Origin of the sequence: Aquimarina macrocephali JAMB N27 (genome assembly GCF_000520995.1) — a bacterium.
In the GTDB taxonomy this organism is placed as follows: Bacteria; Bacteroidota; Bacteroidia; order Flavobacteriales; family Flavobacteriaceae; genus Aquimarina; species Aquimarina macrocephali.
Map to the genome: position 1 here is coordinate 19,889 of NZ_JACA01000053.1, position 19,424 is coordinate 39,312.

Here is a 19,424-nt window from a genome sequence, read left to right on the forward strand (position 1 = left end):
TTAGATTGATTAGTTAAAAATAATTTTCATTTTGATTACATAACTTATAATGATAGTAAGTATGGCAGTGGCCATAAGACTCATTCTTATAAGTCTGTCATATTTAAATTTGATAAAAAAGTTGAATCCCAAAAATATAAGTAATAATAAAAGAGGATAAATTGCAGGATACATATAAAATGCCGCAACAAAATCTCCTTTAAATAAGAGAGAAATAGATCTTTGCATTCCACAGCCTAAACAATCAACGCCAAAAATTTTTTTGTTTAAACAAGGTAACATATAGGTCTCCAAAAGCGAAAATCTTTATAATTATTAATTGCAATATACATAATTAAGTTATTTAAAATATTTGGAGGTTCAAAAATCTATTATTTAATACTTTTGTAGCTGTAAAGAAAATGTCTTGAAGTTATTATTAGAAAAGAAATCAATTCTTATATATTAGATCGATATATTATTAATGATTAGGGATAATACTATCAGGTTAATAAAAAAAGGTTTAGGTAAATGAATTATAACAGGGTCAAAAAAATCATAAGTATACTTTTGGTAATTATAGGAGCTATTGCAATGATAAGTGAAATTTCTTCGGTAACTAAAAACTATTATATCCAGAGTGTTGGAGTGATTTTTTTAATGTTAGGAGTATTTCTGATTAACACTAAAGTGAAATCGAAGACGAAAATTGATTCTGATCCATACCTTGAAGAAGAAGAATAATTATGATTAAAATAGGGGATACTGTATCTGTTTTGGATGAACCAATTACAGGTAAAGTTATAGCAGTTACTGCAGATGAAGTAACAATTGAAACAGAAGATGGGTTTGATATGACATTTTTTATTCGCGAAGTGGTAAAAATTGAATCCGGAGAGCTTATTATACCTTCTTATGAAGAGATAAATAAAAACTTAAAGGATAAGGAGGTTTTTAAAAAGAAACCCAAAAGACCTATCGTTAAACCAAAAGAACGAGATGTACCACCAATGGAAGTTGATTTACATATTAATAAATTAGTAAAATCGGCAAAGAGAATGACAAATCATGATATGATAACTTTGCAATTGGATACGGCAAAAAGGCAATTGGATTTTGCAATTAGCAAACGTATTCCCAATGTGATTTTTATTCATGGGGTAGGGCAGGGAATTTTAAAAGAAGAACTCAAATACCTATTTGGGAGGTATGATAATATAAGAATATCTGAAGGTGATTATAAAAAATATGGGCTAGGGGCGATGGAGGTGTATATTGTTCAGAATCCAAAATAGTTATTTCAAAACAGTAATCTCGTCTTCACCTAGTTCTAATAACTCTTGTCGTATTGAAATCCCAGCTCCTTCAAGAGTGATATCGGTAAGAGTTATTGTTCTTGTATAGACGATTTCTGTGGCAGTGTCACTCTTTACAACATATTTTATTACAGCATTTCCATTAGAGCTTTTTAGCTCTTGAGTGATTGTAATGCCACTAGGAGGAACGCTACTACAAAAATATGCCGAGCCATCGATTTGAGCATTAAACTGTCTATACACTAAAGTATTTGTAGTGTTATTAAGCTCTATGGTTTGAGTAAGGCCCTCTGGAGCTGTATTTAATTCAAAAGTAGTACTTGTAAAACTAAGAGAAAGAGATTGATTAATTTGAGAATCAATTTTGAAAAAAACAAAAGTACTTTCATTTTGATTAGAACAATTCTCTAACGGAGCCGTGAAATTACTGATGTCATTTTCAATAACATCTCCTTCACTACAACTAACCAATACTGCAATAAAAATTATATAGTAAAAAAAATTATTCATAATAATGTGATATGAGCTACTCTTTTTTGGTTGTCTTAGGGATAGTAACATCTCTAAAACCAAATGAAAAATTCTTGTCTTCAAAATTTTGATTGTTACCATCAAAAACAAGACCGTTTATTGATACAGTGGTCCTAAATGTGGTTTTTATAGTATTATCAAGAACAGGATCTACTGCAACTGCTACATTGGTTGATGCTGCATCCAGATAAAATAGCTTTCCAGAAACGGCATCTCTATCATCTCTTGGGTTTCCATTCTCGTCGGCATCTTCATTACGGGTTAAGATTCCATCATTATCATCATCTTGTTCGAGATAATCAGGTACACCATCTTCATCTGTATCCCGTGGATTATCATCATCAGGAATATCATTTGGTAACTCAACACTAGTTAGAATGTTATCATTGTCGTCATCCTGATCTTTATAATTTGGAATTCCATCTCCATCAGTATCATCATCCTCAAGGTTGCCATTACCATTAAGATCTTCTTGTTCTGCCGGAATCCCGTCATCGTCATCTTCTGTAATGATTTCGGTTAAGATTTCAGATGTTCCTGTAACACCATTAAGTTCTTCAACAATTATAATTTCACTAGAGGGTACATTAGAACAAAAATAATCTACAGTTACGGGTACATTGAAATTTCTATATATTAAGTTATTAGAACCTTCGCTTAGTTTGATAGAAATAGGTGTGAGTGTTGCAATAGTATCAGAAAAAGTATCGTTGATAAAGTTATAAGAAATAGCCTCGTTTATAGTTTTACTAATCTTGAAAAAAACAAATTCATTTGCTTTTGCACCTTTGCAAAGTTGTAAATCAACATCATCAAACTCAAAACTGGTGATGACTATGTCACCATCATCACAAGAGGTAATAAATAATAATAAAAAGAGAAATGAAAACAACTTTTTCATGTCAGAATGAGTATTTTTTTTGACAAAAGTAAAGGAATTGAAAGATTATAACGTGTCTACTTGAAAATAATTTTATTTAGATTAGTTTTGTAGTCGGAAAATTGGGAATATTGTAAGAATTAAAGTTTTTACAAAAAATAAATAAATATCTATTTCAACAACTTAATTACTTTGTTTTATGCAAAAAGTTTATTTTGATAGTGCGGCTACCACAGAGGTAAGACCAGAGGTTATTGTTAAAATGGTTTCTGTATTGAAAGAAGATTATGGAAATCCTTCATCAATACATGGTTATGGTCGATCTGCTAAGAATCATATAGAACAAACTCGTAAAAATATAGCTGGTTATTTAGGAGTAAAAGCCTCAGAAATTATATTTACTTCTGGAGGTACAGAAGCTGATAATTTGGCAATAAATAGTGCAGTTAGAGATTTAGGGGTTACCCATATTATTACTTCTAAAATAGAACATCATGCTGTATTACATACGGTACAGGAAATAGAATCTCGTACAAATATAACGGTAAGTTATGTTGCTATAAATGCAGATGGCTCTATTGATTATAAACACTTAGAATCACTTCTTAGTGATTCTACAGAAAAGACATTGGTGAGTTTAATGCACATAAATAATGAAGTTGGAACTATATTAGATATTGAGCGTGTTGGAAACTTGTGTAATGAACATAAAGCACTTTTTCATAGTGATATGGTTCAATCAATAGGTCATTATGATGTAAGCTTAAGTAATTTACATGTTGATTTTACGGCAGTAAGTGCTCATAAATTTCATGGACCAAAAGGAGTTGGTTTTGCATATATTCGTAAAAACTCAGGTTTAAAACCGTTAATTTTTGGAGGAGAACAGGAACGAGGATATCGGGCAGGAACAGAAAGTGTACATAATATAGCAGGCATGGATGAAGCGTTGCGATTATCATATGAAAATTTGGAAGAAGAAAAGAATTACATTATAAATCTAAAGCAATACTTTATTGATACTCTTAAAAGTAACATTGAAGGAGTAAAGTTTAATGCTAGTTGTTGTGATTTTAAAAAAAGTACGTATACATTAATTAGCACATGTTTACCTGTTTCTGAAGAAAAAGCTGGCATATTGTTATTCCATCTGGATATTAATGGAATTGCCTGTTCAAAAGGGAGTGCTTGCCAAAGTGGAAGCGGTAAAGGGTCTCATGTGTTAACCGAAATTCTTTCTGATGAGGATATACAAAAACCATCAATACGTTTCTCTCTTTCAAAATTTAATACTAAAGAAGAAATAGATTATACAGTAGATGTATTAAAGAAATTTATAGAAGAATAATCTATTCTTAAAATTTCATTCCTAGTCGAACATTAAAAACCCGTGGCGTTAAATAGTTGGGGATAGCAAATTGACGTTGACTTGCTGCGTCTCTAACAAAAGTATTGGTGATTGTATTTTGATTATCAAAGATATTGTAGATTTCAAAACCAAGGTTTAGTTCTCTAAACATATTAAGAAAATGACCTTCTCTTAATCTTTTGTTTTGATCAACCACGACATATGATATTCCTAAATCGGCTCTTCGATAATCTCGTAGTCTGGTCTGAAAATTATATGGATCTGCATAACTGGGAGAACCTCCTGGAACTCCTGTTTGATAGACCATATTTAAATACATCTTTAAACTCGGGATTGAAGGGGCATAATCCTGAAATAATACTCCAATTTTTAGTCGTTGATCAGTTGGTCGAGAGATGTACCCACGCTTATCAATATTTTCTTCAGTTTTTAAATACCCAAAACTAACCCAACTCTCTGTACCAGGAACAAATTCTCCATTAAGTCTTAAGTCTATCCCTTGCGCATATGCTTCTGCATTATTTCTAGCACGATATCGTATTCTAACATTTTCAATAGTATACGGGTTTACATCGGTTAGTTTTTTATAATACAGCTCTGTGGTTAATTTAAATGGTCTTTTCCACATAGAAAAGCTGTAGTCATTGCCTAGTACGATATGTATAGATTGTTGCGCTTTAACATCTGGTCTTACAACTCCTAATGAATCTCTCAATTCTCTGTAAAAGGGAGGTTGATGATATAGTCCTCCAGAAACTCTAAAGATCATATCAGATTTCCAGTCAGGTTTAATAGCAACCTGAGCCCTTGGACTGAATACAATTTGCGAATCAGAACCTTCAACTGTGTTTCCATAGATATTCCAGTTATGTGCTCTGACACCTACGTTTGCCCAAATTTCATTTTCTTTTATATTAGAGCGAATGCTATATTGTACATACCCAGAAATACGGTCAATCTTAGTGTCATTTGTAGCTCTTACACTGGTAAAAGGAACAATAGGACTTGCAAAAGGAGTGTAAGGTTGATCATTTACAAAATCCAATACAGGAGGTCTGATAGAAAAACCAGCAGAATCAATGATTTCATATTCTTGTAAACGATCTCTAATATCTTCTGAAGTAAATTTAACACCCCAATCAAACTGATGTTGATCTGCAATATATGTTCCTTTGTGTTCGAGATTAAATATTAATGCATCCAGATCATTTCTTGCATGCGTTAATTGAGAACCTATTCCTTCGCTAAATTCTACTTCTCCTAAGTTCTCACTGCCAATGTCGGTATTTACAGTTCCTAGTGCATAAGCTGCAAAAATATCGTAATGTTCTTGTTCTTGGGTGTGATATCCCGAGGCAATTAATTTTAGGGTTAGATTATCATTAGCTCTGTAGGTTCCCTTAAGTGCTCCAAAATAGGTTTCGTATTTGTCTTTTTCTTGTCCATCATAACGAACAGTTAGTGCTTGCACTGTTTGTAATGTTCCAAAATTCACTTGTTCTGTTAGTGGCTCATAATCATAGGTGTTAAGTGCTAAATTACTTAAAAACCCTAATTCAAATTTACTAGAGAAGTTATAAGAAAGATAAGTTTGTACATCGGCAAATCTCGGTTGAAAATTAGTTTCTGTATTCTTAGCATCTACTAGTAAACTGTTATCTCTATATCGTACACCAATAATAGCGGCTAGTTTTTTGTTCTTAGAAATCCCTTCTGCAGAAACACTACCTCCTAGAAGACTTAGATCTGCTGTTGCTCCTAATCTTGTTGGTCTTTTGTAAGTAATATCTAGAACTGAAGAGAGTTTGTCTCCGTATTTAGCTTGAAATCCTCCTGCAGAAAAATCTACATTTCGAACCATATCTGTATTTACAAAACTTAAGCCTTCCTGTTGTCCGGATCGTACTAAAAAAGGGCGATAAACTTCAATCTCATTTACATAGACCAAATTTTCATCATAATTTCCTCCACGAACAGAGTATTGTGTGCTTAATTCATTATTAGAACTTACCCCAGGTAAACTTTTAAGAAGCCCTTCTACACCAGCATTAGCAGAAGGAGTTGTTCTAATGGTTTCGGGATCTAATGTTGTAATTCCTTCTACTATTTTACGTTCTCTACCCGATATAATAACTTCAGCTATCTGTTCAATATCTGTTTTTAGAACTGGGTTGAGTTCATATTCTTGATTTTCTTCGAGATTAATAACAAACTGTACATTTTTTAAACTAATGTGAGATATGTTTATTGTGATTTCTTGATTAGCAGGAATACTAAGCTGATATACGCCATTTTTATCAGATTGAGTACCAGAATTGTTATAGGAGATGTTAGCTCCCTGGATGGGTACGTTATTTTCATTAAGAACTACACCTTTTAGCGTTGCAGTCTGAGCCGAAGAAGAGATACTGAATATAATCAGTAAAATCAAAAGAGGAAAAAAATTAGGTTTCAAGAAGTAAGAGTATTTAAGGTTTTCTAAAAAATGTGGTTTCGAATGTTGCTCGATTACCTACTTTATCTAACACAACAAGTTTAAAATTATTTTCTGAGTCCACATGATTTTTATCATTAAAGTCATAGATTAACATTCCGGTCTTATAATCATATTCTAATAAAATGAATTTTCCATTTATAGTTCCTCGATAGCTTTTTATTCCAGATTCAGAGTCATTAATTTTCAGTTTTAAATGTGTGGCCTTTGATATCCATTTTTTGCTAGAAACATTAATGGGTATTATCGTAGGTTTCAGATTATCGGTAAATAAGGAGTATGTGCCAAAAGAACGCGTTCGGGTAGAGAATCGATTACCCTTTTTTGCTGTTCTAGAGTAGGATGGTGTTTTAGAACCATTTATACGCCCTATATATAGTTTTTTCTTATCTTCTTCATTATATCTGGATACATCAAAAACCAGTGTCATGTTTTTGTGTAATGGAGTCTTGTTATTGTGGATTTTGATTTTTTCTCCACTAACAGATATATCCAAATAAGTATTTTCATATAATGCTCCTTTAGGAATAAAAAGATCAAAAAAGCCTGAGCTGTATGTATAATTTTCAGTTGCCTTAGCGTATTCTGATGTTTTAGGAATATCTGTTTTTGTGATCGTTTCGACATATTTTCCTTGTACAGGAATATTAATTGTAGTTGTATTGTTTTTAAAATCTTTGATATGGATAGTGTAGTTATAAGAAAGGCTATCTTGAATATTAACAATGCCATTATTTGTTTTCTTTTTGAAAACGGTTAACGGATTGTTTTTTTCAACAAAGAGTTTCGTTATCCTACTTCTGTATTCTTTAAAATAGGAGTAATCAATAATTCTGTTCGCATACCGTGTTTCTGCAAAAGAAAAACGATTCATTTCTATTTTTAGATTTTCCAGACCATTAATTTGGGTGGTTATTTCATATACGCCATTATTGTTTTCGGCTAAATCTTGTTTATCTATAGTAGATACACCAAAACCAATTTTTCCATATGCATTCAGGCTCTCTGCTTTATAACTACCATCTTCTAGAGATGTAAGTTTTAATCTAACTGGTTTTTGCGAACCATTAATTTGTGCGTTTTTGTCTAAACTATATGCCCAAAGACTATTTATGATTGGTTTTCTGGTATCTTTTACTTCCATACCAAAATTCATTGGGTTCATTGGTCTGGATCTTGAATCTCTAATTTCAAAATGAAGGTGAGGGCCAGAACTTCCGCCTGTATTACCACTATATGCTATAATATCACCTTGCTTTACTAATAACGAACTTGATTTTGGGAAAAGCTCTATTTCATAAGATTCTTTTGCGTATTGTCTTTTTTTTACAAAAGCTTCAATTTCTGGAGAGAATTTTTTTAAATGGGCGTATACACTTGTGTATCCATTAGGATGTGCAATGTATAAAGCCTTACCATAACCGCCATGCGAAATTTTTATTCTAGTTATTCTACCAGATGCAGTAGCGTATACATTTAATCCTTCTTGGCCATTAGTTTTCATATCTAATCCAGAATGAAAATGATTCGATCTTAGCTCGCCAAATGTCCCAGAAACTACAGTGGGAATATCAAGAGGATGAATAAAATAGTCTTTAGGAAGGTCCTTTTGCCCATAGCAAAAAGAAAATCCAAGTAAAATAAAAACTATAATCTTTCTCATAAAAGGGGGTATCTATGTGTATGTTTATGAAATGTGTTTATAAAACTACTTATTTTTTTGGTAGGTTATACTATTTTCAATGCATGATTAATGGCATCATTTAAATATCCGCCAGAAATAATTTTTGTTCTAACCAGATCAACATTGGTTTTCATTTTTTTATATTCATCTAAAGATAAATTTTCAAGTTTGTCACTTAATTCGTCTAAATTAGAAACTGTAAAACCAATATTGTTATCTATTATAAAAGTACTAATGGCTGCTTTATCCCATACAATTACAGGTAATCCACATAAAATGTATAATGAAGTTTTATGAGGGTTGTTGTATTTTAAATACTGTCCATATTGTCCACTACATTCTTCTGTAGAGATACCATCCCATACTAATCCAAAAGATCCTTTGATATGATAAGCCACCACATCAGAAGGAAATGCTCCTTCATAGGAAAGTATTGATTTTTCTTTTTCGGTTTTTAGTTTTTGATAATCAAATCCCATACCATACAGGTTCATTCCGAAATTTTTTCTTTCGAGTTGATCAAGATCGTAGATGTATGAATTTTTACCGTCTCCAAATCCCCCGGCATATACTATTTCGTGAAGTTTTTCTCCTGTGACATTGTTGTTTTGATCTGGCAATCCTTTGTTTAATATATAGTCAAATATGCCAAGTACAATTATTGGAACTTTAACATCCTGTTCCAAGAACCAATCTTTCATCGAATCATTGTGCACAATAATGGCATTTGAAGAAGTTATCTTTTTTAATTCCTTATCTGCATCACTAGTTCTACCTTTTAAAAAACGAACATCATGAACTATGGTAATGATTTTACATCTTTTTATTTTTGCAACAAACAAGACATAATTTCTAAACTTATTTAGTGGATATTGTGTACACAGTGTTGATTTATATGGTAACCGTATTAAAGCAAAGGTGATACCGAAAAAGTTTTTTAGAGCTCCAATAGCAGAGTTAGGGATTGAAGATTGTTTGAAACCTAGGTTTTTAAACCCCATTTCGGTTAAAATAGACTCGCAATCAGTTTTTGCTTTACCTGCTGCATTAAAAAGAGATTTGTAATTTCTGGAGATGAAATATCCTTTCATATAAATGTATAAATTTAGCGGAGGAAAGATACATACATTTTATTTTTTATACCCTATTTTAAGAAGATTATCAATTGTGATTTTCTGATGTATAATTATTACATATAAAATCCTTTTAAAAATAGTAGTTTTGACAACTGAATTTTATAGAAACCGTTTCGAATCAAAAAAGTATACTAGTGAAAGAAAAGAGATATGATTATCTAATTGTAGGAGCAGGGTTGTTTGGGGGTGTTTTTGCTCACGAAATGACTAATCGGGGTAAAAAATGCCTTGTGATAGACAAGCGAGATCATTTAGGTGGAAACGTATATTGTGAAGAAAAAGAAGGAATTAATGTACATAAATATGGAGCTCACATTTTTCATACTAATGATAAAAAAATATGGGATTATGTAAATCAATTTGCAACTTTTAATAATTATATAAACTCTCCTTTATCATTGTCAAAGGGTAAATTGTATAACTTACCTTTTAATATGAATACGTTCTATCAGCTTTGGGGAACCAAGACACCGCAGGAAGCAAAAAATATTATAGATAAACAAGTAGCACAATATGGAGTAAAGTCTCCACAAAATCTAGAAGAACAGGCTTTATCTTTAGTGGGTAAGGATATTTATGAAACTTTTATTAAAGCGTATACTGAAAAACAATGGGGGAAAAAAGCAACAGAACTTCCTGCTTTCATTATTAAAAGACTTCCTGTTAGATATACGTATAATAACAATTATTTTAATGACATTTATCAAGGAATCCCTGTGGGAGGCTATAATGTGATTATTAATGGTTTATTAAATGGTATTGACACCAAAACAGGAGTAGATTTTTTTAAAGATAGAATAGATCTTGAATCTTTAGCAGATAAGATTGTGTATACTGGTAAGATAGATGAGTTCTTTGAGTATAAACATGGACAGCTAGAGTATAGGTCATTGCGATTCGAACACGAGCATCATAAGATAGAAAATTACCAAGGTAATGCTGTAGTGAATTACAATGATGCAAGTTATGCATTTACAAGGATTATAGAGCATAAACATTTTGAATTCGGAAAGCAAGATGGAACAATCATAACAAAAGAATATCCTGAGAACTGGGATAGAGGTAAAGAAGCATATTATCCTATTAATAATGATAGAAATCAAGAAATATTTAAAAAGTATAAAGAAGAATCACGAGAATTAGAAGGGGTGATTTTTGGAGGAAGATTAGCAGAATATCGCTATTATGATATGCACCAGATAATCGCATCATCTTTGTCCAAAGTAGAAGAAATATCAAGGATTAAACCACAATAAAGAAGGGGTTTAAAATTAGTTGTAAAACTATTGGGTTTTTTCAATTGGTATGTTAACTTTGTGTATCGAAGTATTGTGTAAATTTTATAATGAGTGATTTAATTGAAATTATTGATTCTCTTGAAAATAGAATAAGTAAGTTGCTTCATAAGTATGAATTGGTTAAGCAACAAAACCTAAGTCTAAAAGAGAAAATATCGAATTTGGAGTCTAATTCAGAACTTCAGATAGATCAATTAAAGCAGTGGGAAGAAAAATTCAGTGCGCTCAAAAATGCAAACGCAATACTAGGCAGTGACGAATATAAAAGGGAAACCAAGCTCAAAATAAACGCTTTAATAAGAGAGATTGATATGTGCATAGCACAACTTTCTGAATAAGTAAAATATGGCAGATAAGCTTAAAATTAAATTATCTATTGCAGATCGTGTATACCCATTAACGATTAATCCGGATCAGGAAGAAGGTTTACGAAAGGCTGCAAAAAAGATAGAAGCCATGATAAAGCAATTTGAGCAAAGTTATGCGGTTAGAGATAAGCAAGATGTATTGGCAATGTGCGCTTTACAATTTGCAGCACAAGTAGAACAAAAAGCTATAGATAAAGATGATGACACGGTTAATGTGGCTAATAGGTTAAATGAATTAAATAATTTGCTACACGAACATTTATCATAACGTTCTTTAAAATAAATAAGGTTACTGCCTGCACTAGTTGTTATTTTGATAAACTCAACAAGAATTAATTAAAAAGGGTGAGTTTAAGTTGTAAAAGCGCGCCGCCTTGAGCGGATTCTTGAGCAACTTGTTAGCCCTAAACCTGTTTTTACAGAGTTTATACAGAACCTTTGCTAGTGCAGGCTTTTTTTATATAAATACTAACATAAATTATGGATAATAATATTATATTTTTGATAGTTGCTGGGGTAGCAGGACTAATGATAGGGTTTATCATTGCCAAAGTTCTGGAGCGTAGCAAGGCGTCAGAAATTATTAAAAATGCTAAAAAAGCTTCCGAAAGTATTTTAAGAGATGCTAAAAGTGAGGGAGAGACAATTAAAAAAGACAAGATACTTCAGGCTAAAGAAAAATTTATTGAATTAAAATCAGAACATGAAAAGGTAATATTATCCCGAGATAAGAAGATGGCCGAAGCGGAAAAACGAACTAGAGATAAAGAATCTCAGGTTTCTAATGAATTATCTAAAAATAAAAAACTAAATATAGAGCTAGAAGAAAAGATTAAAGAAGGAGAGCAACGCAAGGATTATTTAGAAAAGAAACAAAGCGAACTTAAAAAACTTCATAAAAGCCAGGTACAACAACTTGAAGTTATATCAGGATTATCTGCAGAAGAAGCGAAAGAGCAACTTGTAGAATCTCTAAAAGGACAAGCAAAGACTGATGCTATGGCAGTTATTCAAGATACCATTGAAGAAGCTAAGCTAACAGCACAGCAGGAAGCTAAGAAAGTAATAATAAATACTATCCAAAGAATAGGTACAGAAGAAGCAATAGAGAATTGTGTCTCAGTTTTTAATATTGAAAGTGACGATGTAAAGGGTAGAATTATTGGTCGAGAAGGTAGGAATATTAGAGCTATTGAAGCTGCTACAGGAGTTGAGATTATAGTTGATGATACCCCTGAAGCAATAATTTTATCTTGTTTTGACTCTGTAAGAAGAGAAGTGGCTCGATTATCACTTCATAAATTAGTGACAGATGGAAGAATTCATCCTGCACGAATAGAAGAAGTAGTACGAAAAACGAGAAAACAAATTGATGAAGAGATAATCGAAGTTGGTAAACGTACCGTGATTGATCTTGGTATACATGGATTGCATCCAGAACTAATTAAGACTGTGGGTAGGATGAAATATAGATCTTCTTATGGTCAGAACCTTCTACAGCATTCAAGAGAAGTTGCTAAATTATGTGGTGTAATGGCTTCAGAATTAGGATTGAATCCAAAATTAGCCAAAAGAGCTGGGTTGTTGCATGATATTGGTAAAGTTCCGGATACAGAAACAGAAGTGCCACATGCTATTCTTGGAATGCAATGGGCAGAAAAATATGGTGAGAAACAAGAAGTTTGTAACGCCATAGGAGCCCATCACGATGAGGTAGAGATGACATCTTTAATATCTCCTATCGTTCAGGTATGTGATGCGATTAGTGGCGCCAGACCAGGTGCGAGACGTCAAGTACTGGATTCTTATATACAAAGATTGAAAGATTTAGAAGGGATTGCCTTTGGGTTTGATGGAGTCAAGAAAGCTTATGCGATTCAGGCAGGTAGAGAACTTCGTGTAATTGTTGAAAGTGAAAAGGTGAATGATGAAAAAGCGGCTAGCCTTTCTTTTGAAATTTCTCAAAAAGTACAGACAGATATGACATATCCTGGTCAGGTTAAAGTGACCGTAATACGAGAAACAAGAGCAGTAAATATTGCTAAATAATATTTATAGAAATACGTATAAGCAAAGCGATAGTACTTAAGGGTAATATCGCTTTGTTATTTTTGGTAATGAAATTCTTAGATTTAATAATGTTTCAAGTCTTAGGGGGTATAAAACATGTTTTCTGTTGATCGCTTGGTGAGTTTGCTTGGAGAATTAATTTGTTATAGGATTAATCTCTATACTTTTTAATAATATTGTCTTTCCATTCCAGGGCTAATTCCAAAGTGTCAAATTGTTTGAATTCTTTGTTGAAGAAAGTTTTTTCGAGCTTTATTTGTATCTTTTGTTTAGGATCTGCAGATACTACAGCAAAGCCAATCATGTTAGAGATTTTAGCTGTTTCTAGGTATATAGTAGGATTTACGGCATAAGAATTAATGCGGTGAGTAATGTAAACAAAAGGCTTGTTTTTAAAATGTTTTTCTACTATTTGTAGTAAAACATCGTTGTGTTCTGGTGATACTGTGACTCCTTCTTTCATTACAGCCTTTACATAATCTTCATATATTTCTATATGACAAAAATAAAAATTGTATGAAGTGATCATTAGGTTTTTGTTAGCTTTTAACATGTGTTTTAGATACAAAAACAGGGTGAAAATAAAACTTTTTCATGCTATTTTACCGTATAATATATGAAAAAAACATGAATTAATTAAGAGGCTAAAACATGTCTCATATTAAATTCATGGCTATATTCGTTCTGTTTATTTGGGGTTGATGTTATTTAGTTAAGTAGCTCAACGGCTTTTTAATAAAGTTTCTTGGATGGATTACAAAAAAGACTGTTATCTCTAAAATAACAGCCTTTTTTGTAATTGTTATGCTTTGATGATTAGGATTCAGTAGATTCTTCAGCTTTTTTGATAGTAATTGTTAATTCACCAGAATCGTCATCCATATCCATGAATATACTATCTCCTTCTCCAAGCTGAGAATTTATAATCTCTTCTGCCAAAGCATCTTCTATATATTTTTGAATAGCTCTTTTTAAAGGTCTTGCACCATACTGTCTGTCAAAACCTTTTTCGGTAATGTAGTCCTTAGCTTTTTCGCTTAAGGATAAGTCGTACCCAAGATCTTTAATTCGGCCATATAGTTTATCAAGTTCGATATCAATAATTTTATGGATATCCTCTCGTTCTAATGCGTTAAATACAACAACATCATCTACTCGGTTCAGGAACTCAGGAGCAAATGCTTTTTTTAATGCATTTTCTATTACTCCTTTAGCATAATCTTCTGCTTGGGTCTTTTTGGCAGAAGTTCCAAAACCAACTCCTTGTCCAAAATCTTTCAGTTTACGCGCTCCAATATTAGAGGTCATAATAATTATAGCGTTTCTGAAATCAATTTTACGTCCAAGACTATCAGTAAGGTATCCATCATCTAGTACTTGAAGCATCATATTGAATACATCAGGATGTGCCTTTTCGATTTCATCTAATAGAATAACTGCATATGGTTTTCTTCTTACTTTCTCGGTAAGTTGGCCTCCTTCTTCGTAACCAACATATCCAGGAGGTGCTCCAATAAGTCTCGAAACTGCAAATTTCTCCATATACTCACTCATGTCAATACGAATAAGTGTGTCTTCACTATCAAAAAGCTCTCTGGCTAAGACTTTGGCTAACTGTGTTTTACCAACCCCTGTTTGTCCTAAAAATATAAATGACCCAATAGGTTTGTTAGGGTCTTTTAATCCGGCACGATTACGTTGTATTGCTTTTACGACTTTGGTAACAGCTTCGTCCTGGCCAATAACTTTACCCATAATTAGATTAGGTAATTCGGCAAGTTTATTGCTTTCAGTCTGTGCAATACGATTAACAGGAATACCAGTCATCATAGAAACTACATCTGCTACGTTTTCTTCATCAACAGTTTCTTTATGTAATTTAGATTCTTTTTCCCATTGTTCTTGTGCAACTCCTAGTTCTTTCTCAAGATTCTTTTCGTCATCTCTAAGTTTTGCAGCTTCTTCGTATTTTTGTTTCTTGACTACACTATTTTTTAATTCTCTTACTTCTTCAAGTTTTTTCTCGAGATCAAGTACCTTCTTAGGAACATCAATATTAGTAATATGTACTCTAGAACCAGCTTCGTCCAGTGCATCAATAGCTTTGTCTGGTAAAAAGCGATCTGTCATGTATCTATTAGTTAGTTTTACACAAGCTTGGATAGCCTCTGGAGTATAACTAACATTGTGATGTTCTTCATATTTTTCCTTAATATTATTAAGAATTTCTATGGTTTCTTCAATATTTGTAGGTTCTACAATTACTTTTTGAAAACGTCTTTCTAATGCGCCATCTTTTTCTATATATTGACGATATTCATCTAGGGTTGTAGCTCCAATACATTGGATTTCACCTCTTGCTAAGGCTGGTTTAAACATATTCGAAGCGTCTAAACTTCCTGTAGCGCCACCAGCACCAACAATAGTATGGATTTCGTCTATAAAAAGAATGATATCATCGTTCTTTTCTAATTCGTTCATTACCGCTTTCATTCGTTCTTCGAATTGTCCACGATATTTGGTTCCTGCAACTAAGCTTGCCAGATCAAGAGTAACCACTCTTTTGTCAAATAGGATTCTAGAAACTTTTCGTTTCACTATTCTTAGAGCAAGTCCTTCTGCAATGGCAGATTTACCAACTCCGGGTTCTCCTATAAGGAGAGGGTTGTTCTTTTTACGTCTACTTAATATTTGAGATACACGCTCTATTTCTTTGGATCGTCCTACTACCGGATCGAGTTTTCCTTCTTCTGCCATTGCAGTTAAATCACGGCCAAAGTTGTCTAAAACAGGAGTTTTAGATTTTTTCCCTGCTTTACTTCCTCCAGAAGGAGAGTTAAAAGGATTTTCTTTGGATGAATCTCCTGTTAAATCATCATCATCTTCAGAGAAAGATTCTGCTTTTGGGTTATCTATATATTCTTCTTCGTTAGCAATCATAAACTTAAATTGGTCTTTAACATTATCGTAATCTACTTTTAAACGATTTAAAAGTTTTGTAGTTGGGTCGTTTTCATTTCTTAGAATACATAACAGAAGATGAGCAGTATTAATAGAAGAACTTTGAAATAGCTTAGCTTCCAAAAAAGTAGTTTTTAGTGCTCTTTCTGCCTGTCTGGTTAAATGTAAATTTTTTTTCTCGTTTGAGGCGACGGCTATATTTGGATTTGCAGGGCTAAGAATCTCGACCTTTCTTCTTAGATTGGTCAAGTCGATATCCAGCGCATCTAGAATATTAATAGCTTTACCACTTCCGTCACGTAGCAACCCTAGCATAAGGTGTTCTGTACCGATAAAGTCATGCCCTAATCTAAGAGCTTCTTCTTTACTGTACGCAATAACATCTTTTACTCTGGGCGAAAAATTATCATCCATAAAATTATTCTCTTTCTTTATAACTAAAATAGTAATTTTTAGAATTATATTGACAAAAACTATTCCTTTTAATCGATCATTAACATATATATTTTGATAATAGGGTATTTTGTCATGCAATTTCAAGCTTTAAAAAAAAACACTAGCTCCGAGACAGTGTCTTTTATGGTTTTTTTGCTTTTATTGGTAAATAGACAAAAAATGCTTTAATAATCAAAACCTATGATCGTAGACTTATTAACTATCTATATCCTTACTATTGTTAATAAATTACGTATATTAGATAGGTAATTAGCTGTTAAAACCGTCTTAATTTACTTAAATTAGCCCGTTTAATTAATCAATTTTTAGAATAAAATAATTTTTTATGGCTGATGGAGAAAAGCTTATACCTATCAATATAGAAGATGAGATGAAATCTGCATACATTGATTACTCAATGTCTGTTATAGTATCTCGTGCACTTCCTGATGTTAGGGATGGTCTTAAGCCCGTACATAGACGTGTTTTATACGGTATGTATGAACTGGGTGTTAAAGCAAGTAGTGCCCACAAGAAATCTGCAAGAATTGTAGGTGAGGTTCTTGGTAAATATCACCCGCATGGTGATACGTCTGTATATGATACGATGGTTCGTATGGCGCAAGAATGGAGTTTGAGATATATGTTAGTTGATGGCCAGGGTAACTTTGGTTCTGTAGATGGTGATAGCCCTGCGGCTATGCGTTATACAGAAGCAAGAATGCGTAAGATATCTGAAGATATGCTGGCAGATATTGAAAAAGACACTGTAGATCATACATTTAATTTTGATGATACTTTACAAGAACCAACAGTTCTGCCAACAAGAGTTCCGGGATTATTAATAAATGGAGCTTCAGGAATTGCAGTGGGTATGGCAACGAATATGCCTCCTCATAATCTAAGTGAAGTTGTTGATGGTACAGTTGCTTATATTGAGAATAACGATATCGAAATTGATGAATTAATACAATATATTAAAGCCCCGGATTTTCCTACAGGTGGAACAATCTATGGTTATGATGGTGTTAGGGAAGCTTTTAAAACTGGTAGAGGAAGAGTCGTTATACGAGCTAAAGCAAGTTTTGAAGAAGTAAACGGTAGAGAAAGTATAATCGTTACCGAGATTCCTTATCAAGTGAATAAGGCAGATATGATTAAAAAAACTGCTGACCTTGTTAATGATAAGAAGATTGAAGGGATTTCTACAATACGTGATGAGTCTGATAGAAACGGTATGCGTATCGTATATGTTCTTAAACGTGATGCAATACCTAATATAGTACTAAACCTTTTATATAAGTATACAGCCTTACAATCTTCGTTTAGTGTAAATAATATTGCACTGGTTAATGGAAGACCACAGTTGTTGAATGTAAAAGAAATGATTCATTATTTTGTCGAACACAGACATGAAGTAGTTGTTCGTCGTACAAAATATGAATTGAAAAAAGCCGAAGAAAGAGCTCATATTCTTGAAGGGTTAATTATAGCTTCTGATAATATTGATGAAGTGATCGCTTTAATTCGTTCTTCTGCAAATGCAGATGAGGCCCGCGAAAAATTAATAAAGCGTTTCAAACTTTCTGAAATACAGGCCAAAGCAATCGTAGAGATGCGTTTGCGTCAATTAACAGGTCTTGAGCAAGATAAACTACGTGCGGAGTATGATGAGTTGATGAAGACTATCGAAGACCTTAAGGATATTTTGGAAAAGAAGGAGCGTAGAATGCAAATCATTAAGGACGAGCTGGCAGAAATAAAAGAAAAATATGGTGATGAGCGTCGTTCTCAGATAGAATATGCAGGTGGAGACCTGAGTATAGAAGATATGATTCCGGATGAAAAAGTAGTAATTACGATTTCACATGCAGGATATATAAAAAGAACTTCTCTTAACGAATATAAGAAACAAAATAGAGGAGGAGTAGGACAAAAAGGAAGTACAACACGTAATGAGGATTTTCTCGAACATTTATTTGTAGGAACCAATCATCAGTACATGCTGTTCTTTACTCAGAAAGGAAAATGTTTCTGGATGAGAGTATATGAAATTCCGGAAGGAAGTAAAACTTCTAAAGGAAGAGCTATTCAAAATCTAATTAATATACATAATGACGATAAAGTGAAAGCTTTTATCTGTACTCAAGATCTTAAAGATGAAGAGTATATTAATTCGCATTATGTCATTATGGCAACGAAAAAAGGTCAGGTTAAAAAGACGTCATTAGAACAATATTCCAGACCGAGAACAAATGGTATTAATGCAATTACAATAAAGGATAATGATGAGCTTCTCGAAGCTAAGTTAACCGATGGTAAGAGTCAGGTAATGCTAGCAGTAAAATCGGGTAAAGCAATTCGATTTGAAGAAGAAAAGACTAGACCAATGGGGCGTGGTGCCTCAGGAGTAAGAGGAATCCGACTTGCCGATGATAAAGATGAAGTAATTGGTATGGTAGCTGTTAATGAAATGGAAAGTAACATCTTAGTAGTTTCAGAAAATGGTTATGGAAAACGCTCTAAATTAGAAGATTATAGAATAACGAATAGAGGAGGTAAAGGTGTTAAAACCATTTCTGTTACAGATAAAACAGGAAGCCTGGTAGCGATTAAGAACGTTACCGATTTAGATGATCTTATGATTATAAACAAATCAGGGATCGCTATTCGACTTGCAATAGAAGATTTACGTGTAATGGGACGCGCAACACAAGGTGTACGTCTTATTAATTTAAAAGGTAAAGATTCTATTGCCGCAGTAGCAAAAGTTATGCATGACGAAGACGATATAGATCAGGATGAAGATATAGAAGATGTTGATTCTTCTGAGACAGATACTGATAATGCTTCAGATGGCACGAATATTGATAATGAAACAAAACAATAATTAAATCCCATTT

At 32.8% G+C, this 19,424-nt stretch carries 16 protein-coding genes and 1 other RNA gene; 9 read left to right on the forward strand and 8 right to left on the reverse strand.

Annotated features, from left to right (window positions below):
* Positions 1-9 precede the first annotated feature (9 nt).
* Positions 10-282 carry a DUF2752 domain-containing protein gene (locus tag Z054_RS0124185; protein WP_051473892.1) on the reverse strand — a complete coding sequence of 91 codons (273 nt, stop codon included), beginning with the start codon at positions 280-282 and terminating at the stop codon, positions 10-12.
* A gap of 228 nt (positions 283-510) precedes the next feature.
* On the opposite strand from Z054_RS0124185, the gene Z054_RS0124190 reads away from it, so the two are divergent.
* The gene (locus tag Z054_RS0124190) at positions 511-723 is read left to right on the forward strand and encodes a DMT family transporter (RefSeq protein WP_024772598.1); all 213 of its coding nucleotides are present in this window, start codon (positions 511-513) and stop codon (positions 721-723) included.
* Positions 724-725: 2 nt separating this feature from the next.
* Positions 726-1,274 (forward strand): hypothetical protein, encoded by a 549-nt coding sequence (locus Z054_RS0124195; RefSeq protein WP_035093387.1) that lies wholly within the window; start codon positions 726-728, stop codon positions 1,272-1,274.
* On the opposite strand, the gene Z054_RS0124200 is transcribed toward Z054_RS0124195, so the two are convergent.
* The gene (locus Z054_RS0124200) at positions 1,275-1,805 is read right to left on the reverse strand and encodes a hypothetical protein (RefSeq protein WP_152538669.1); all 531 of its coding nucleotides are present in this window, start codon (positions 1,803-1,805) and stop codon (positions 1,275-1,277) included.
* A gap of 16 nt (positions 1,806-1,821) precedes the next feature.
* Positions 1,822-2,727 (reverse strand): hypothetical protein, encoded by a 906-nt coding sequence (locus Z054_RS29165; RefSeq protein WP_024772601.1) that lies wholly within the window; start codon positions 2,725-2,727, stop codon positions 1,822-1,824.
* A 178-nt stretch (positions 2,728-2,905) separates the two neighbouring features.
* Between Z054_RS29165 and Z054_RS0124210 the strand changes: the two genes are divergently transcribed.
* Entirely contained in the window at positions 2,906-4,054 is a 1,149-nt protein-coding gene (locus tag Z054_RS0124210; protein ID WP_024772602.1) for a cysteine desulfurase family protein, read from the forward strand.
* 7 nt (positions 4,055-4,061) lie between these two features.
* Here Z054_RS0124210 and Z054_RS0124215 read toward each other — a convergent pair whose 3' ends face one another.
* From Z054_RS0124215 to Z054_RS0124225, 3 genes are all read right to left on the reverse strand, one after another.
* A complete protein-coding gene (locus Z054_RS0124215) occupies positions 4,062-6,530 on the reverse strand; it encodes a TonB-dependent receptor (protein WP_024772603.1) in 2,469 nt (822 codons plus the stop codon).
* A gap of 13 nt (positions 6,531-6,543) precedes the next feature.
* A complete protein-coding gene (locus tag Z054_RS0124220; RefSeq protein ID WP_024772604.1) occupies positions 6,544-8,232 on the reverse strand; it encodes a M23 family metallopeptidase in 1,689 nt (562 codons plus the stop codon).
* A 65-nt stretch (positions 8,233-8,297) separates the two neighbouring features.
* Entirely contained in the window at positions 8,298-9,344 is a 1,047-nt protein-coding gene (locus Z054_RS0124225) for a hypothetical protein (RefSeq protein ID WP_024772605.1), read from the reverse strand.
* A 179-nt stretch (positions 9,345-9,523) separates the two neighbouring features.
* On the opposite strand from Z054_RS0124225, the gene glf reads away from it, so the two are divergent.
* The 5 genes from glf to rny all read left to right on the forward strand — a co-directional run bounded on the left by glf (position 9,524) and on the right by rny (position 13,104).
* Positions 9,524-10,645 (forward strand): UDP-galactopyranose mutase, encoded by a 1,122-nt coding sequence (gene glf / locus Z054_RS0124230; protein ID WP_024772606.1) that lies wholly within the window; start codon positions 9,524-9,526, stop codon positions 10,643-10,645.
* Between the two features lie 89 nt (positions 10,646-10,734).
* Entirely contained in the window at positions 10,735-11,025 is a 291-nt protein-coding gene (locus tag Z054_RS0124235) for a hypothetical protein (protein WP_024772607.1), read from the forward strand.
* A gap of 7 nt (positions 11,026-11,032) precedes the next feature.
* Entirely contained in the window at positions 11,033-11,323 is a 291-nt protein-coding gene (locus Z054_RS0124240) for a cell division protein ZapA (protein WP_024772608.1), read from the forward strand.
* 52 nt (positions 11,324-11,375) lie between these two features.
* Positions 11,376-11,482: non-coding RNA, 6S RNA (ssrS, locus tag Z054_RS31135), on the forward strand.
* A gap of 53 nt (positions 11,483-11,535) precedes the next feature.
* Entirely contained in the window at positions 11,536-13,104 is a 1,569-nt protein-coding gene (rny, locus tag Z054_RS0124245) for a ribonuclease Y (protein WP_024772609.1), read from the forward strand.
* Positions 13,105-13,276: 172 nt separating this feature from the next.
* Here the strand turns inward: rny and Z054_RS0124250 are convergent, their stop codons facing one another.
* Together Z054_RS0124250 and Z054_RS0124255 are read right to left on the reverse strand one after the other, a co-directional pair.
* Positions 13,277-13,678 carry a hypothetical protein gene (locus tag Z054_RS0124250; protein WP_241461446.1) on the reverse strand — a complete coding sequence of 134 codons (402 nt, stop codon included), beginning with the start codon at positions 13,676-13,678 and terminating at the stop codon, positions 13,277-13,279.
* A gap of 263 nt (positions 13,679-13,941) precedes the next feature.
* Entirely contained in the window at positions 13,942-16,500 is a 2,559-nt protein-coding gene (locus Z054_RS0124255; RefSeq protein ID WP_024772611.1) for an ATP-dependent Clp protease ATP-binding subunit, read from the reverse strand.
* A 367-nt stretch (positions 16,501-16,867) separates the two neighbouring features.
* Between Z054_RS0124255 and gyrA the strand changes: the two genes are divergently transcribed.
* Positions 16,868-19,411 carry a DNA gyrase subunit A gene (gene gyrA, locus Z054_RS0124260; RefSeq protein ID WP_024772612.1) on the forward strand — a complete coding sequence of 848 codons (2,544 nt, stop codon included), beginning with the start codon at positions 16,868-16,870 and terminating at the stop codon, positions 19,409-19,411.
* Positions 19,412-19,424: the final 13 nt, after the last annotated feature.

Bases quoted from the DNA above. Each gene is read 5' to 3' on its own strand.
- Z054_RS0124185 (WP_051473892.1), bottom strand. From the start codon at position 282: ATGTTACCTTGTTTAAACAAAAAAATTTTTGGCGTTGATTGTTTAGGC.
- Z054_RS0124190 (WP_024772598.1), top strand. From the start codon at position 511: ATGAATTATAACAGGGTCAAAAAAATCATAAGTATACTTTTGGTAATT.
- Z054_RS0124195 (WP_035093387.1), top strand. From the start codon at position 726: ATGATTAAAATAGGGGATACTGTATCTGTTTTGGATGAACCAATTACA.
- Z054_RS0124200 (WP_152538669.1), bottom strand. From the start codon at position 1,805: ATGAATAATTTTTTTTACTATATAATTTTTATTGCAGTATTGGTTAGT.
- Z054_RS29165 (WP_024772601.1), bottom strand. From the start codon at position 2,727: ATGAAAAAGTTGTTTTCATTTCTCTTTTTATTATTATTTATTACCTCT.
- Z054_RS0124210 (WP_024772602.1), top strand. From the start codon at position 2,906: ATGCAAAAAGTTTATTTTGATAGTGCGGCTACCACAGAGGTAAGACCA.
- Z054_RS0124220 (WP_024772604.1), bottom strand. From the start codon at position 8,232: ATGAGAAAGATTATAGTTTTTATTTTACTTGGATTTTCTTTTTGCTAT.
- Z054_RS0124225 (WP_024772605.1), bottom strand. From the start codon at position 9,344: ATGAAAGGATATTTCATCTCCAGAAATTACAAATCTCTTTTTAATGCA.
- Z054_RS0124235 (WP_024772607.1), top strand. From the start codon at position 10,735: ATGAGTGATTTAATTGAAATTATTGATTCTCTTGAAAATAGAATAAGT.
- Z054_RS0124240 (WP_024772608.1), top strand. From the start codon at position 11,033: ATGGCAGATAAGCTTAAAATTAAATTATCTATTGCAGATCGTGTATAC.
- rny (WP_024772609.1), top strand. From the start codon at position 11,536: ATGGATAATAATATTATATTTTTGATAGTTGCTGGGGTAGCAGGACTA.
- Z054_RS0124250 (WP_241461446.1), bottom strand. From the start codon at position 13,678: ATGTTAAAAGCTAACAAAAACCTAATGATCACTTCATACAATTTTTAT.
- Z054_RS0124255 (WP_024772611.1), bottom strand. From the start codon at position 16,500: ATGGATGATAATTTTTCGCCCAGAGTAAAAGATGTTATTGCGTACAGT.
- gyrA (WP_024772612.1), top strand. From the start codon at position 16,868: ATGGCTGATGGAGAAAAGCTTATACCTATCAATATAGAAGATGAGATG.